Here is a 16,680-nt window from a genome sequence, read left to right on the forward strand (position 1 = left end):
GTAATGGGAACAATAAATGTTGCACTCCTCGGCTTTGGAACTGTTGGCCAAGGAGTCTATGAAGCAATCGATTCACATCAAGAACGACTGAAAGAATTATTAGGTAAAGAAGTAAGAGTAAGAGCGATTTTAATTAAAGACCCTTCAAAAGAAAGATTTGTAGACCCATCGATCACCTTAACAACTCAGTTTCAAGATATTCTTGAAACGCCTGATTTAGATTTCATTTTCGAGGCCATTGTTGGAGAAGAACCGAGCTATTCCTACTTATCTCAAGCCATTGACAAAGGAATCCACATCGTAACGGCTAACAAAGCGATGTTTGCAAAATATGGGCCGACACTTCTTGAAAAAGCAAAAGGGAAGAATGTAAAGTTGGGCTTTGAAGCGACAACAGCTGGTGGAATTCCAGTTATCGGTGCTATTAAGGAATTATTGAAAGTAAATGAGATTGAAAGAATACAAGGAATCTTAAATGGTACATCAAATTTCATCCTTTCCCAAATGAGAACAGGGGGACTTTCATTTGAAAAAGCACTCAAGCTTGCTCAAGAAAAAGGATATGCTGAGGAAGACCCAACAAGTGATATCGAAGGTTATGATGCTTTTTATAAATTATTAACCTTAAGTCAAACAGCCTATGGCCGCCAGCCATACCTATCAGATATTACGCGAAAAGGAATCACCAGTTTAACGAAACAATGGCTTCAAGCAGCCGACTCATTTGGTCTGCGATTCAAACATGTTGGTTCACTAGAACGAGATGAAGAAAACAATATCTATGGAAGTGTTGAGCCAGTTCTCGTCCACAATTCCCATCCTTTTTATGGAGTGGAAGAAGTGGAAAACGCCATTTCTCTCAAGGGGAGTCTGGTAGGAAGAGTGACACTCCTTGGGCCAGGAGCAGGAAAATTCCCAACAGCAAGTGCAATACTCGAAGATTTTCTTTCATTATTATATCAAGACCCAGCTCGCCAACAAGCTGAAAGCAAAACGGCTCAGGAACTCGAAGAAGAGGAATCTATAAGTGAATGGGTTGTCAAAGCTTCCAAACAGGAATCCGTTTTTGAATTATTGGAAACACATTTTATAATAAAAGATCGAATAAACCTAAAAGAAGAATTGTTCTTATTAATAGCAGGAAAGGATACTGACATCGAAACCATCCTCTCCTCCAAAAAGGAAGTACAGGCAATTCCAGTACTAAAAGAAATCCCCCTAGAAAACAAAGTAAAAAAGGTGGTCACCAGCAAATAAAACATAACCGAGTGTGCCAGGTACACATCTTTGGAACACATTTCCCTCTTTATATGAGGAATAAATGCAAGAGATAACTGGATAATTTCCTCGCGAATAATCATAACTTGTCCTTCTCCCACATATAGTGAGAGTAACAAAGACACCGCACCGTTTTTGTGTGGTGTCTTTGTTATGAAGAAAACCGAACAGTGTTTGATATGGAAAAGAGTGTGTAGTGGAGTGTGAATAGATGTCTCTGGAGACGGTATAAGGCAAAACAGGTAGGGTTTGGATCAGGCGTAAAACTGTGGAAATTGTTCCAGTCACAAAGAGGAGAAATTGTGCCAGGTACAAAAAGGCCAAAATGTACCAGGCACTAAAACACAGGTTCGTACCTGGCACAATCTTCTGCAGAGCATCTTCCATCAATCCGACACGCCACTACGACAACATATTTTCGGCACTTTGTGACTTCGACTTGGAGGGGGATATATGGAACAGAATGGGAAAAGGGTTTTAATATTTGTTATCATCGCTTTTCTGATCGGTGCGGGGGGCATGTACGGTGGAGTGAAGACATGGAATCTCGTGAGTGCTAGGGATGATGACGCGACTGCTAATGAGGAGACGGTATCAGATAGGCTTCATAAAGTAGAAGTAGCCTATGATTTGATAGCGGATAAATATTTTCAAAAAGTGGATAAGGGACAGCTAGTAGAAGGCGCGATTGAAGGGATGCTTCAAACTTTAGAGGACCCGTATTCTGTTTACATGAATGCTAATACAGCTAAGCAATTTAACAACTCTTTAGGATCTTCATTTCAGGGGATCGGGGCAGAAGTGACCGTGATGGATGGGAAGCTTTTGATTGTTGCTCCATATAAAAATTCTCCTGCTGAAGAGGCTGGTTTAAGACCAAATGATCAGATTTTAAAAGTAGATGGAGAAAGTGTAGTTGGATTAGACCTCTATGAAGCTACGACAAAAATACGCGGTAAAAAAGGGACGACCGTTCAATTGGAGATTGCTAGAGAAGGAGTTTCGAAGCCAATTAACGTCAGCGTGAAACGAGACGAAATTCCAGTAGAGACCGTCCATTCTGACTTGAAAAAGGACGGAAGTAAACCGGTTGGGTACCTTGAAATTACATCCTTCTCTGAAAACACATCAAAAGAGTTCAAGAAACAGTTATCCAAATTAGAGAAAAAGAATATCACGGGGCTTATTATTGATGTCAGAGGAAACCCAGGTGGTCTTCTGTCTAGTGTTGAAGAAATACTAAATGAGCTTGTAACGGAAGAGAATCCATTTGTCCAAATCGAAGAACGAAGTGGAGAAAAAATTAAATATTTTTCTGATAAAAAGAAGAAAAAGTCTTATCCGATTGCCGTTTTAGTTGATGAAGGAAGTGCTTCTGCTTCAGAGATTTTAGCAGGCGCATTACAGGAGGCGGAATCCTATCCACTCATTGGTATGAAGACATTCGGAAAAGGAACGGTACAGCAAGCCGTTCCTATGGGGGATGGAAGCAATATTAAATTGACCATGTTCAAATGGTTAACCCCAAATGGTCATTGGATCCATCAGAAAGGAATTCAGCCGGACATTCCTGTTCGTCAACCGTCTTATTTCTACGCACACCCTATTGAAGTAGAAAAGGAACTAAAGCAAGAGATGAACAATGACCAGATAAAAAATGCTCAAGAAATGCTGCAAGGCCTCGGCTATTTCCCAGGCCGAACAGATGGGTATTATAGCGAAAAAACAGAGGAGGCCGTGAAAGCCTTTCAATCTAAGAATAAGCTTGAATCGACTGGAATCATTGACGAAGAAACAGCTAGCAAGCTTCAAGAAGAAATTTTTCACTCAATAAAAAATGAAAAAAATGATTTGCAGTTTCAAGCAGCAATGGATTATCTAAAACGAGTGAACTAATGCTTTGATGGGGGATGTTTCGAGACATCAGCATTAATGAAGCGTTTCTCCAGTCTTTCTATGTGAAAACATCCTTCATCAGCTAAGTGAAGGGTGTTTCTCTTGCCTTCCTACAGATTTAGTCCTTCATAGGCTTAATGAAGGACATTTTTCTGTTTCCCTCCATGATTGTGTCCTTCATCGGCTTACTGAAAGTCCCAATCAATTTTTTGGGGACTATTTATTTCGTTTAATAATAAAATGGATTTATTTTACCTAAAATAAAGTTATATTTTTCATTTCTAACTAAAAATCTATTCAATTTGGGGTAATTAATTCCATCTAAAGATAGATGACAAAAGAAATATAACCATTATCTTCATTAAGAATCCGTGGATGAACGTTTTCTTTTTCCATCCTTACTAGGCCTTGTGACCCTTTTTTAATTGGGTGATTCTTCAGAAATATCCCAATTTACATACTATTTAACTACTGTCATGATAGAAGTAGAAACGAATAGAAAGGAGAGAAATAATAGAATCTCACCAACCATTCCCAATACCTAGAGTGATCGACTATAGAAAGGTGGGAAAACAAAATGAAAAGTAAATCATTGAGAAGAGTCGGACGAATCCTTTTGATTTTAGGTGCTTCCTTAGTAATCTATATTTTTTTCACCATCTATCAGTCCAATAAAACACCTGGGAAGCTCCCAAGCTTTTTTGGCTACACACCTCTGACTGTTCTCTCAAACTCTATGAATCCTCATTTAGAGAGTGGAGATTTAACGTTTGTAAAGAGGGTAGCTTTTGACGAAATATCAGTCGGAGATGTCATAACGTTTAGAGTAGAGACTGATAAGTTTATTACACATAGAATAATACAAAAGACCGAAAAAAATGGACAAGCAGCCTATGTTACAAAGGGTGACAACAACAATGCGGAGGATGCAAATCCAGTTCTAAAGGAACAGCTAATAGGCAAGCAGGTTTTCACGATACCCAAGGTTGGAATTCTTACACAGTTTATGTCAAAACCGTTAGGCTTTATGTTGTTCTTAGCAGTACCGTTTACAGGATATATTTGCTTGTCTGTTTATGAAAGACTGGCAAGAACAAGAAAAACTGAAACGAATACAATAGGGGGATCATAATATGAAAATAGTAGCGGCGAAAAAAGCACTTTTGGGTACTACATTAGCAGGAGCAATTGCTGTAGGAGCAAGCTTTGGAACTTATTCTTGGTTTACATCTGAGACGGCGGCAACAGGTGAAATTACGAACGGTGTCCTAGAAATAAATAATGGTGAAGATATAAGTGAAAAAATTGTAAACATTGATGAGTTTGCTCCATCTCAACTTATTTACGGAGATTGGATGACCTTGGATAATACGGGGTCAATGGACGCACATTTACAGGCGACCTTGCATCAAGCCATTGATAAAGAATTATCAGTCGATACATACAAAATGGGGTATGTAGCACTTAAATACAAAGTAAAGCCATCAGGTGATGTTCTGAAAAAATCGCAAATGATGCTTGAAGAACTTTTTGATGGCACGACGAATGAAGTAGGGAAAGCTGTCAAATCTGGAACTGAAATTGCGCCTGGAGTTGAAGTCATCACAGGTTATATCAATAGTCCTGGGGCCGGGCAACGTTCTGCAAATATTGGGGAGAAAACAGTCGTTCTTGGAGACGGAGCAGAGAGTGGTAACATCAATAAGTTCTGGCAATTAAAATCAGATGAGTACATTGATCTTTCCTTTGCGATTAAACTTGACGAACATGCAGGGAATGATTATCAAGGTGTTAAATACGACGCAGAACTTACTGTTAAAGCGAAACAAACGGATGACGGTTCACAGTACGAATAAATACTAAAAGAGTGTAATCGTTGGGGAAATCCCCTGATTACACTCTTATATTTTTCAAAAATTCATGTCACATGATAAAGTAAACTTACCTAATAAAGATATGCAGGGAGTGGATCAGGTGAGTGAATTAGAAGTTATTGTGTTAAATGAAGAAGATGCAAGGGTAGCGGAGGCTAGTGGGGCAGACCGGTTGGAGCTAGTAACAGCGATTGGTGAAGGTGGATTAACCCCTAGTTACAATGTGATCGACAAAGTTGTGAACAGAGTGAAGATTCCTGTGCAAGTAATGGTACGACCACATAGTTTCTCCTTCGTTTATAGTGAAACAGATATTCAACAAATGAGGAAGGATATTGAAATAGTCAAGCAGATTGGAGCGAATGGGATTGTCTTTGGTTCATTAACAGAAAATGGAGAGCTGAATACCTCCATGTTAAAGCAGGTTCTTGAGTTTTCAGATGGACTTTCGGTTACCTTTCACCGAGCGATCGACGAAGCAAATGACCCGGTGGCACTGTATAAGGATTTACAGTCCTCACATATGAAAGTCGATCGTATTCTCACATCCGGAGGGGCTGCTAATGTGAGAATGGGACTACAAAAGCTTAAGGCCATGCTAGAATCACAACAAAATGGAGGTCCTACCGTTATGCCTGGGGCGGGTTTAACATTAGATAATATTGAAGACATTCATGGAGAACTAAAGGCTAGGGAATATCACTTTGGTTCAGGGGTTCGAAAACAAAATCATTTTCAATTCGGAATTGAGCCAAAGAAAATAGAAGAGATAAAGGGGATTATTACGCAAAGGTGACTGTGGTTTATTTGAAATTACCATGATCATGTTGGGGTGTGAAAGAATAGAATAATGCAAATGGAAGGAACGGAGATGGAAGAAGACATGAATACATCCATATTTGTTGATCCTGATATTGATTTAAGTAGTAATGGGACCGTTTCAGTAATTGTTCATTTCAAAACGCAACCTGCCCGTGTTGCGATGGCGCTAGCAAAGGAGAAGGGTTATATGCTCTCTTTTGAACAAGCGGCACAGGAGGTTGAAAACAGTCATGCACGCTTCCTTAACGAGCTTGAACTAGGCTTATTAGGAAATCATGTAGAATATACAATCACACGTACCTATAAAACCGTTATTAATGGAATGGCGATGAAACTTCCTGCTAAATCAATCATAAATTTAATGAAATCATCGGAAATTGCCGCTATTTATGCGAATCAAGAAGTCCAGCTTGACCCACCCATTCAGTTCTATTAATCATTAGAAATATAGTGGGTCCGACATCATTCTTGGTGCCGGACTTGCCATTTTCACTCTAAATCATAATAGCTTTTTTCACTTATCATTCTATCGGCTGCTAGTTGAAACGCTTTTTCTTTTTGGTCTGTTTTAACATAATATAGAAAGAGCTTTTTTTCATAATGCTGCTTCATAAACTGATCCCCGTTGGCAATAAAATTGGGAAGGGCTGTCTTTTCAATATACTCATATAGTTCCTTCTCACTTTGATTGATCGTATGGAGGTGGATAACAAAATCGCTCAGTTTAGGATCCTGATTTTGCTTGGCCATTTTCAATCCTTTTTTCGATAAGTTGATAAGCTCTGCCTTGGGGAGGAGACCACCTCTATAGCAAGTGGAAATATATCCACTAAGCGAAATTAAATAATGGGGGGCTTCCTCTGTTATAAGCTCAAGGGCTTTTTCATACGCTTGTTTTGCCTCAGAGTATCGTTTTCTCCTGAAATATTCAAATGCTAGATTGTGATGGATCTTGGACGCCCGATCAATCGAGTTGACAGATTCACAGACTTTCAATAGCTTTTCATATTGTTGTTTGGTTTCTTCCATATCATGAGGTTCTTTGGAATTAAGCTGAACCAAGATTAAGGTTTCTGTATCAATGATTCGTAATATATTTAATGTTTTTTGGAAAAATTGCAATGCTTTCCTTCCATAATAATAAGCAAAAATATTTGAGCGAATCGAGTGGTAAGCGATTGCTAGATGATAGTAGAATTCTTCGTTTGGATAATCGTGATCAATTTGCTTTAAAATTTCAATGCAGGATTTAAAATTTTCCATTAGAAAAAGGTAAATTCCCTCGACATGTTTCAAGAAGTTCTGTTCATAGGGAGATAGGAGACTATACTGATCTTTGACCGTTTCTAATATTTCCTTTGTTTTCGACTTTTCATTTACAAATAAATAATATCTTGCCAGTATTAAATTGTATTGAATTTTAAAGTCAGCTAGAAATCGTAAAGGCTCTATCTCTATTTCGTTTTTAAGCTGGTGAATCTCATTTGAACGGACCATTATGATTGCGTTGTTCCATTTTTCCAGCTTTTCTTGTAAAAGACGATAACGAGAACGTTCACTATCCATGGTGATTTCAAGCTTATTTGCAAGCAAATCGGTAATTTCATGAGAATACTCTGTGATCCCACGTTCTATTTTGCTTAGGTGTGTAACCGAACAAATACCTTGAGCAAGCTGTCCTTGAGTTAATCCTGCCTCTTCGCGATGAAATTTAATCAATTTTCCCTCAATCATAATTCACCCCAAGTAAACGTTATTCTATCTATTATAGGAAAGACTATTTATTTATTCTATAGCGGAAAAGGAAGACGGAGGTCTGATGGCAAAAAAAGACATTCCTCAGTACTACAGGTGAACGGAATTCGTTTATATAATTCTGAAAATTATGATAAAATCACATTAATTCTGATAATTATTGACGACATTTTTTATATTTCCCGGGAAAGAACATTATTGCTGTCGAAAGAAGACAAAATTTCCTAACAGTTTGTGACAAATAGCAATAGGTTTTCCTAGTAGCTTTTGATAGAATGATTAAAAAGACTAGTTATTGGAGGATGGTGACACACATTGTTGCAGCTTTGGTTCCTCGATTTAGTAGAATCAGTTGGGAAATTTTTTATCCATCCCATTTTCTACTTTTCTATTATATTGGCATACATATTAGGGCTTGGACGTGTAAAACAGGAAAGGAAGCATTTTCATACGAGAGTATATGATCTTTATCATGAACTTCGATTTCTCTTTCCTTTAGGCTTACTGCTAGGGATTAGTTTTTCCCTTATTACAATCGCAACAGGATTAACAACTTCTATGGGAGCAATCATGTTAATAGCGGTTGTTACGCTGTTAATGGGAATCACTTTACGATTCCGACTACTTACACCTGCAATAACAATTGGGATTCCTTTTTTTGTGTTATTTATCTTAAAGCAATTTGAAATAAAGGTTCCCGTTTTTAGTCCTTATTTCAATCGTATCGATGAAAGTCTTTTAATTTCAGTAGGGATATTAACAGGGCTCCTTCTCCTAATCGAAGGAATTCTAATTAAGTCGAATGGTTGGAAAAAGACGACTCCGCTGCTTATTAAGAGTCCAAGGGGGTTAAACATTGGAGCGCATCGTGGAAAAAAGCTATGGATGGTCCCAATGTTTTTAGTGATTCCAGGTGGAGAGTTATCCATTCCATTTGAATGGTGGCCAGTTATTTCTGTTGGGGAACAATCCTATTCTTTAGTGCTGGTTCCATTTTTAATCGGGTTTCAACAATTAGTTAAGAGCACACTTCCTCAGATTTCCATCAAATACCTCGGAAATCAGGTGTTCTGGCTAGGAGCGTTTGTCATTACGTTAGCCATCATCGGTATATTTGTACCGTTGTTTATGATTTTTGCTGTCGTTACAGCGATCATCGGAAGAGAGTGGATTTCATTCCGTCACCGCTCAGAAGAAGAATCCAAGAGTTTCTATTTTTCTCAAAGGGAGAAAGGCTTAACGGTCTTAGCCGTCATTCCAGGATCGCCAGCCGAAAAAATGACCCTTGAAGTTGGAGAGGTTATTGAAAAAGTGAACGGTATCGAGGTTCATACGGAGAGAGGCTTATATGAAGCCATCCAGAATAACCGTGCTTATTGCAAACTGGAAGTAATCGACGTTAATGGACAAATACGTTTTGCTCAAGGGGCATTATATGAGGATGACCATCATGAGCTGGGGATTGTTGTCGTTGGTGAAGGGAAGAAGTGGTCGAGGGATGCTGTATGATTTTGATTAATCACAAGAAGCTGATTTAATTTTGATGGGAAAATTGATTAAAGAGACTTTGAATTAATTGAATTAAGTATTCTTTTAAAGATTGAGGAGTTAAAAATGGTCCAGAGCAATGGATAGGTATAATGCACTTACATTGGAAGACATTTAAAGAGAATTGGGTATTGAATAATCCTTAAGTTAAAAAGTTGGCTCATAGATCGTTGACCCGAGCCAACTTTTTTTATTGCTTTCATTTATAAAACTTGAACTATTTAATTCTATATTAGGTTGAGAGCTTAATAGATATAGATAACCCATGTATAATGAAAGTAAGTATAAAGGGGGAAGTGTTAAGATGTCTATCGGGAGGATTATCTACTACCATCGAAAAAAGCAAAATAAAACACAAGAGCAGCTTTGCCAAGGAATATGCTCACCGACCCATCTAAGTAAGATTGAGAATAATTCCAAAGAGGGAAATCTCGAAACCATGGAAATGCTTTGCTATCGACTTGGCATTTCAATTGAAGAGGAAAACAAGAAAACCCAATACTTAAAGAGGCAACTGGCTCAATTTTATGAAGCGATTGAGAGACTAAATAGAGATCATGCAGAAAGACTATATCAAGAGTTAGTTACATATAAAGAGTATATTCAATGTACAGAAATGGTTTACTTATATGAGCTTTATATGCTTAGGTATTTCCTATTTACAAATAACATTGCTGAATTTGAACATGTGTCCTATACGATGAAAAAAAACAGAAATAAATTCTCATCTTTTGAAAAATATCTTTGGGAATTTTTCCAAGGGATCTATTACGCTCAAATTCAGCAATATACTCAAGCGATTGAAATTCTAGAGAAAATTGAAGAAAAAGCTGAGCTATATAGCGAGAAAGTAACGGATTACTATTATTATAAAGCGGCCATCCATGGATACTTAAAACATTTTACCTTGTCTCTTCATTATGCCTATAAAGCTCTTCGTATCTTTCAGAATACAGGTAATATTTTACGTATTCTGCATGTGAAAATTGGGCTTGCTGTTAACTCTATCTACATTAATGATTTAGAGCGAGCAGAAACAATGCTTGATACAGCTCTAAACGACGCAGGAATGTTACGGGACAAAACGACAAAAACAACCGTCCTCCATAACCTAGGGCTATTATATAAGAAGAAAGAAAGACTTCAAGAATCGTTAGAATATTTCTTTCAATCTCTTGAATTAAAATCAAAAAATACAATTGGTTATTACAATACAGTGGTTGAAGTTGCACAGGTTCTCATAGACTTAAATGAAAACGAAAAAGCAGTAAATCTTATACAAGAAGTTCTAAAAGATTTTAAAGATGAGCAGTCTACTAAATATGTTGAATTGATGGTCTTGTATTTAGAAGCTATAAAAGATTTTAAAAGGCTAACCGATTATTTAATCAATCGTGGCCTCCCTATGATGAAAAAATTAAACCTTTATCAGGCGATAAAATATTCCGATCGATTAGCAGAGTACTTTAGAGAGAAAAATGACCTATCAACTGCTAATCAATACCTTAAATTATCAAATGAACTTTTAAAGAAATTACTCTTTAACCAAAATCATATTTGAAAATTACCTTTAAATAGTAACTGTTGTAACTGTTACTAGCAGGTACTTTTTTCATAATATTGAATTTTAATAGGACTTTTTACTTTATTCCAGCAGGGGCGAAAGGACTTTTTTAGAGTAGAAATGTCATGCTAAATAGGTATATTTTCTGTTATCTATAAAACTTTCCCAACTTTCCTGATCATCTTTTATATTGAATAGGTATTTATACACTAGTGAAGTTTTATTTCATCTTATTTTATATATAATTTTCCCAATTAACAAACTTTTTATTAAACAATAGAATATAGGTTGTATTTAAATTTATAACTTGGATTAAGGAATCAGAGGGGGAAGTTTATGAACAAGAAGAGTTCTGCAAGAATGTTGATCGTCGCACTGGCTACCAGTTTAATAGGAGCATCAGGAATTCCCATGAACGTGATGGCGGAAAGTACGCCTGGATTCAAACAAGTGAAAGACGTAGAGAAAGTTTTGATAAATCTATCAGATGAACAAAGAAAGGCCCTTAAACAGATAGAAGCAAAGCCTAACTTTGAAATCGCACCTACTATTAATACTAATAGTGACGGACTTGTCGATGTCATTGTTGAATTTAACCAAGCTCCAGCAAAGGTTGAAGTAATGAAGCAATCTGCAAAGGGAGTGCGTACCACGACGAAAGCAGCTGCTGCAAAGGTTGAGAAAGCACACCATGAATTTAAGGAAAGCTTCAACTCTATGAAAAATAAAAAAGGTGCCAGCCCTCAATTAAAAGAGGCAAAAATTACGAAGGAGTACCGCTCAGTGATCACAGGTGTGGCGATGACGATTCCAGGTAATGAGATTGAAGGACTACTTGCTTCTGGAGTAGTAAAACGCGTTTGGAAGGATGAAGTGGTTCAGCTTGATCTTCCTTCCAAAAAAGAGTATGCTTCTAAATCCAAAATGATGGATAGTATCCCACAAATCAATGTGGACAAGCTTCATGCAGAAGAAGTGACAGGTGAAGGCATTAAGGTTGGGGTTTTGGATACAGGAATCGACTACAATCATCCAGATTTACAGGATGCGTATGGTGGGTATAAGGAATCAAGTGATTCTGACCCTAAAACAGTTGATCCAGAAACGGTAAAGGGCTGGGACTTTATCGATAACGATGCAGACCCAATGGAAACTACATACGATGACTGGAAGAATTCAGGTCAGCCTGAAATCAATCCTTCATCTGGCACCGTCTATTATACAGAGCACGGTACCCATGTATCAGGTACCATAGCCGGAGAACAGAAAAACAATGTAGATTATGCGGTAAAAGGTGTAGCTCCAGATGTAGACCTATACGGCTATCGTGTTCTTGGGCCTTATGGTTCTGGAGCGACATCAGGTATTCTTGCTGGTATTGATAAAGCCATCGCGGACGAAATGGATGTCATTAATCTTTCGTTAGGAGCAGCTACAAATGATCCATTATATCCGACATCCGTTGCCGTTAATAATGCCATGCTTTCTGGAGTGGTAACGGTTGTAGCAGCAGGAAACAGTGGACCAAATGAAAAGACCCTCGGTTCTCCAGGTGCGGCTGCCCTTGGTATTACGGTTGGAGCAAGTGACTTTGCGATGAATATACCAACTTTTGAAAGCATGAGTGCAAATAGGCAGACATTCGAAAATGTTATGTTGTTAGGCAAGAACTTAACAGATGATTTAAAAGCTCTTCAAAACCAGTCGAAACAAGTTGTTTTTGCCGGCCTAGGATATGCTGATGATTTTGAAGGAAAAGATTTCAAAGGGAAAATCGCCCTGATTCAACGTGGAGAAATAGCTTTTGTTGATAAAATGAACCATGCGAAAGAAGCGGGAGCAGAAGCTGTTATCATCTACAATAACGTAGACGGAGAGATTCAGGCTTATATAGGGGAAGGATCAGAATTTATCCCGACCTTCCGCATGACAAAAGCAGACGGAGAGCGTTTAAAAGGGTTAGGTAATAACGTATCCCTTACCTTTGGAGAATTAGCAAGTGTTCAAACAGAGGGGGATAACCTGGCTGGATTCAGCTCAAGAGGGCCAGTTAATGGAAGCTATGATATTAAACCTGATGTTGTCGCACCCGGAGTAGCGATCTTCTCTACCATTCCGGAATACATCAATAGTCCTGAAGAGGGAGATAATTATACAGCAGCCTATGCTCGCCTACAGGGAACTTCTATGGCGACTCCACATGTGGCAGGAGTAGCAGCATTAATGCTTCAAGAGCATCCAGAGTATTCTCCATTTGATGTAAAAGCTGCATTAATGAACACAGCAGAGGACTTAAACGGTGACGTTTCTGTTTACGAACAAGGGGCTGGACGTGTAGATGCATATGATGCCGTTCGCACAGATGTATCCATTAAAGTGATGGACAAAACGGAGAATCTCGAAAACGGAGAAGTAGTAGAAATTAAAGAGGAAACAGCTTCTATCTCCTTTGGGAGTCATTATAAAACCGGAGACGCGATTCAAGACAGCAGTAAAGTGATCATTGAAAACCGTGGCAATGAAGAAAAGTCATTCAAGGTAGAAGTGGAGTATCATGGTGAACGCACGGGCATTAAAGATGGGGAGAAAAATGGTATTCAAGTAGAAGTGCCAGAGAGCCTCAAGATTAGTGGTGGTGGATCTAAGGAAGTATTACCAAAGATAACAGTACCCCAAAATGCCGAGGAAGGGCGTTATGAAGGCTTCATTCATATGACCAATACCAATGGCTCGAGTGAAACGTACCAGATTCCTTTTGCAATTCGTGTCACAGGAAAAGGGTTCGAATATTTCGAAACAGACAGACCTGCTGTAGCAAATAATACACCGAAGTGGCAGTATTACAATCCAATAGTAATGGGTACATTTGAAATGAAAAGTCCAATTAACATGATAGACATTATTGTGAAGGATAGTCAATCAGGTGAAGCTATAGGGCTTGTGAGTACCATCAAAGATGATACAGCAAAGCCTGATCAAAGATATTTCCTTAACCCTGCCTTCACAGGAGTTGTTTTTCCATTCACTAATGACCCAGACAATCCAATAGCAGAAGAGTATATAGAACTGCCTGAAGGAGAATATGTATTAGAGATTATTGGTCATGATAAGGAAGGTGGAACATATTCTGCTGACACACCTATAATTGTCGATAATACAAAGCCTGAAGTAAACTTTGACAAGGCTCCTGGTGTGTATGAAATAAGTGAAGAGATGTACACAGAAGAATTTGGGAAAAAAGCGTTCTGGATCCATGGAAATGTGCAGGATAAAACAGTGGATGTATTACAATCAAAAGGATTGGAATATGATCAATCTTCGAATAAATTTTTAATTGCTACTGGCTTCCGTGAGTACTTTAATTGCTGTTTCCCTCCAGCGGATTCAAAAGGGGATACAGAATTCGGTATTGAACCAACTGATATTGCTAACGGACCATTAAGATTAAGTCTAGCAGCTACTGACATAGCAGCGAATGTAAATTATCAAAGATATATTTTCATGCAAGAAGGTACTGAATACCTTACTTCTGATTACAACAAGAAAGAAGTAAAATTAGGCGATTCGGTTACGATGACGCTGAGCCTGAATAATGTAAAGAACCTTGTATCTGGAGAGTACTCTGTCGAATTTAAAGGGGAACAATACTCTTTTGAAACAGTCGAGTTGAATGATGCAGTGATGAACTATGCAAAAGAAAATGGACTGGAAGCATCGCTTAAAGAAGCTGAAGTGAAAGAAGGTAGTTTTTACTCAACAGTAAACGTCGGGGCTGAGATAAATGGGGAAGGATTTACTGGGCTGAATGAAGACATGCCGTTCTTAGATGTTACATTTAAAGTCATTAGGGATGATTGGTTCTATGGAAATGACAAATTAAAAGTAACAAATTCCAATTACACTAAAGCAGGTGAATCCGATCCAGTTTCTCTACCATATTATAGTACATCTTACTTTGATTTCGTATCTGAACATTCAAAAATAGAAGGGTATATTAAACCAGAAGCATTCCTGAAACCGGGTTCAATTACTTTACCATATGGTGTTGCCGAAGAAATTGGAGCAAAGGTATACGCTTTATCGCCAGATGGTGAGAAATATGAAGGTACGATTGACTCACGTGGAAAATACATTATTTTAGGTGTACCTGCTGACGGTAAGAAGTACAATGTAGTAGTAGATGTTCCAGGACACTTGAAAACATACACAAGTTTCACATCTGGATATTCATATAAAGGAAATCATTATGGAAAATTTATTTCAACAAACTTCAAGATAAACCTTGCTGGTGATGTTGATGGAAACAGTATGATTGATATTAGTGATGCCATTATTTCCGTATTTTCTTATGGTAAAGAAGGCGTCGGTGTAAATAAAGGGGACATCAACCAAGACGGAAAAGTGGATGAAATAGATATTCGTTTCATTGAGAAAAATTTCCTAGAAAAAGGACCAGATGCGAAAAAGAATAAAAAGCCAAAAGAAAAACATGGAAACGTGACATTGGAAAAATTATTGCGTTCAATTGGTCTAGATTTAAAAGGATAAATAAAGATGTCCTTAATGATTCTCAGAATGTGGAGAAACCTTTGCCGTTTCTCCACACTTTTTAATTTTGACTGTTTTAGATCGTTTATGAGTAAGTTTTACAACTAAAAGAATATCAGGACTAAAGAAACTCTGGATAAGATCTTCTAGGATATGAGACTTTTTACACAGCCTAAAAGTTTTTTCTTCACCTTATCCATCATCTTGTTTTCTAACGTAATTTTCATTTGCCAAAGTCATATAGTAGATTTTCATTCATTCGTCACTGGTCGACCGTACGATTGATTTTACTCTAGATGTAAAGCCATTAGCTAAAAATTTACCATTCCATTTATGGGTTTCTACGGTGAGTGGGATTCAATTGACAATATTGATGAGAGTTCTATTCAAAGGAGTTCCGTTCCTGGGATATACGGTTCTATGGAATGATTTTTTGAACTTGCCAATGGGTTACGACGCTTCAACAAATACTTACCATAAAGAGAAGGTTGGATATTCAGCAAGAGCCATTCCAACTGGTATCTATCTTTCATTCACTGCATTTCGTAATTTGAAAGAAATGTCTCTAAGTATTCAAGATGAGGATGGGAATACTTTTACAACCATCACCAAATTTAGTGAATTTACTGAAGATGGCAGTCCCTGTTCCTTTAAAAAGAATATCATGAGCTATGGGGATAATAATTATAAATTTGATAGTGTGTTTTGGAGTGGTAAGGATGATAAAGGAAACACTCTGCCAAACGAGAGTCCATTGAATTATGAGGGAGCAGAGCCTTAGCAAACAAAAATTCCTATTAAAATCGACTCAGTCTAACCTGTGGTAGAAAATCTTAAGGCAGAAGAGGAACAGGATGGCAAATATAAAATTACGTGGGATGTAAAAGAAGAAGGCAGCGGTTATATCGGAAGCATGATTTGGGTAAATGGAAAATCTCACAGTCTAGCTTCTATTAAAAATGAGTATGTTTCAGATGTTAAACCTGAGATTGTCATGGTTTCTGCTATTGATTATTTCCGCAATGTTGGAGACGAGGAATTGCTACATGCAGATCCATTTATCAATTATATTAGCGTTTCCGGTACGAATGTAAATGAAACAAAGCCTGTCTCCATCTTGGTATTTGGTTATAAAAGGTTGGATTGGTACACTGAGATTTCAGGTGCAGAGGGCAATGACTTAGATTATGAGGATATCAAAAATGATTAAAATGGTACCCAGATGCAGAATATCCAGGTGGAGATTACTTTGTAACCGTAACGGGGACGGATGAAACGGGATTATCGTTAACATCTGAGCAGAAGAAAATAACGGTCAAACATTAATAAAAATCAAAAACATGATTTATGAGCCCCTTTGTAAAAAAAATTTTAAAAAACTAAGCTGCTATAGAA

12 protein-coding genes are annotated in these 16,680 nt (G+C 37.7%); 11 read left to right on the plus strand and 1 reads right to left on the minus strand.

What is annotated here, in order from left to right; genetic code table 11:
- Positions 1-3 precede the first annotated feature (3 nt).
- The 6 genes from JOC86_RS11990 (at position 4) to JOC86_RS12015 (ending at position 6,306) form a co-directional block, all read left to right on the plus strand.
- Entirely contained in the window at positions 4-1,257 is a 1,254-nt protein-coding gene (locus tag JOC86_RS11990) for a homoserine dehydrogenase (RefSeq protein WP_205172825.1), read from the plus strand.
- A gap of 474 nt (positions 1,258-1,731) precedes the next feature.
- A complete protein-coding gene (locus tag JOC86_RS11995; protein WP_205172829.1) occupies positions 1,732-3,174 on the plus strand; it encodes a S41 family peptidase in 1,443 nt (480 codons plus the stop codon).
- 577 nt (positions 3,175-3,751) lie between these two features.
- The gene (locus tag JOC86_RS12000; RefSeq protein WP_205172832.1) at positions 3,752-4,306 is read left to right on the plus strand and encodes a signal peptidase I; all 555 of its coding nucleotides are present in this window, start codon (positions 3,752-3,754) and stop codon (positions 4,304-4,306) included.
- 1 nt (position 4,307) lies between these two features.
- Entirely contained in the window at positions 4,308-5,030 is a 723-nt protein-coding gene (locus tag JOC86_RS12005; protein ID WP_205172834.1) for a hypothetical protein, read from the plus strand.
- A gap of 64 nt (positions 5,031-5,094) precedes the next feature.
- Entirely contained in the window at positions 5,095-5,844 is a 750-nt protein-coding gene (locus tag JOC86_RS12010) for a copper homeostasis protein CutC (RefSeq protein ID WP_205172836.1), read from the plus strand.
- 75 nt (positions 5,845-5,919) lie between these two features.
- A complete protein-coding gene (locus tag JOC86_RS12015; RefSeq protein WP_239587535.1) occupies positions 5,920-6,306 on the plus strand; it encodes a protease inhibitor I9 family protein in 387 nt (128 codons plus the stop codon).
- A 53-nt stretch (positions 6,307-6,359) separates the two neighbouring features.
- Here JOC86_RS12015 and JOC86_RS12020 read toward each other — a convergent pair whose 3' ends face one another.
- Entirely contained in the window at positions 6,360-7,589 is a 1,230-nt protein-coding gene (locus JOC86_RS12020) for a helix-turn-helix domain-containing protein (RefSeq protein WP_239587536.1), read from the minus strand.
- Positions 7,590-7,940: 351 nt separating this feature from the next.
- On the opposite strand from JOC86_RS12020, the gene JOC86_RS12025 reads away from it, so the two are divergent.
- The 5 genes from JOC86_RS12025 (at position 7,941) to JOC86_RS12045 (ending at position 16,495) form a co-directional block, all read left to right on the plus strand.
- Complete coding sequence (locus JOC86_RS12025) at positions 7,941-9,134, plus strand: PDZ domain-containing protein (RefSeq protein WP_205172840.1); 1,194 nt, start codon at positions 7,941-7,943, stop codon at positions 9,132-9,134.
- Positions 9,135-9,477: 343 nt separating this feature from the next.
- Positions 9,478-10,734, plus strand: a complete 1,257-nt coding sequence (locus tag JOC86_RS12030) for a helix-turn-helix domain-containing protein (RefSeq protein WP_205172842.1) — start codon at positions 9,478-9,480, stop codon at positions 10,732-10,734.
- A 339-nt stretch (positions 10,735-11,073) separates the two neighbouring features.
- A complete protein-coding gene (locus JOC86_RS12035; protein ID WP_205172843.1) occupies positions 11,074-15,285 on the plus strand; it encodes a S8 family serine peptidase in 4,212 nt (1,403 codons plus the stop codon).
- A gap of 373 nt (positions 15,286-15,658) precedes the next feature.
- On the plus strand, positions 15,659-16,066 hold the full coding sequence (locus tag JOC86_RS12040; protein ID WP_205172845.1) for a hypothetical protein: 408 nt from the start codon (positions 15,659-15,661) through the stop codon (positions 16,064-16,066).
- Positions 16,067-16,105: 39 nt separating this feature from the next.
- Positions 16,106-16,495, plus strand: coding sequence for a hypothetical protein (locus tag JOC86_RS12045; RefSeq protein ID WP_205172847.1), 390 nt, complete (start codon positions 16,106-16,108; stop codon positions 16,493-16,495).
- The last annotated feature ends 185 nt before the right edge of the window (positions 16,496-16,680 follow it).

It is taken from the genome of Rossellomorea pakistanensis (assembly GCF_016908495.1).
Lineage (GTDB): Bacteria > Bacillota > Bacilli > Bacillales > Bacillaceae_B > Rossellomorea > Rossellomorea pakistanensis.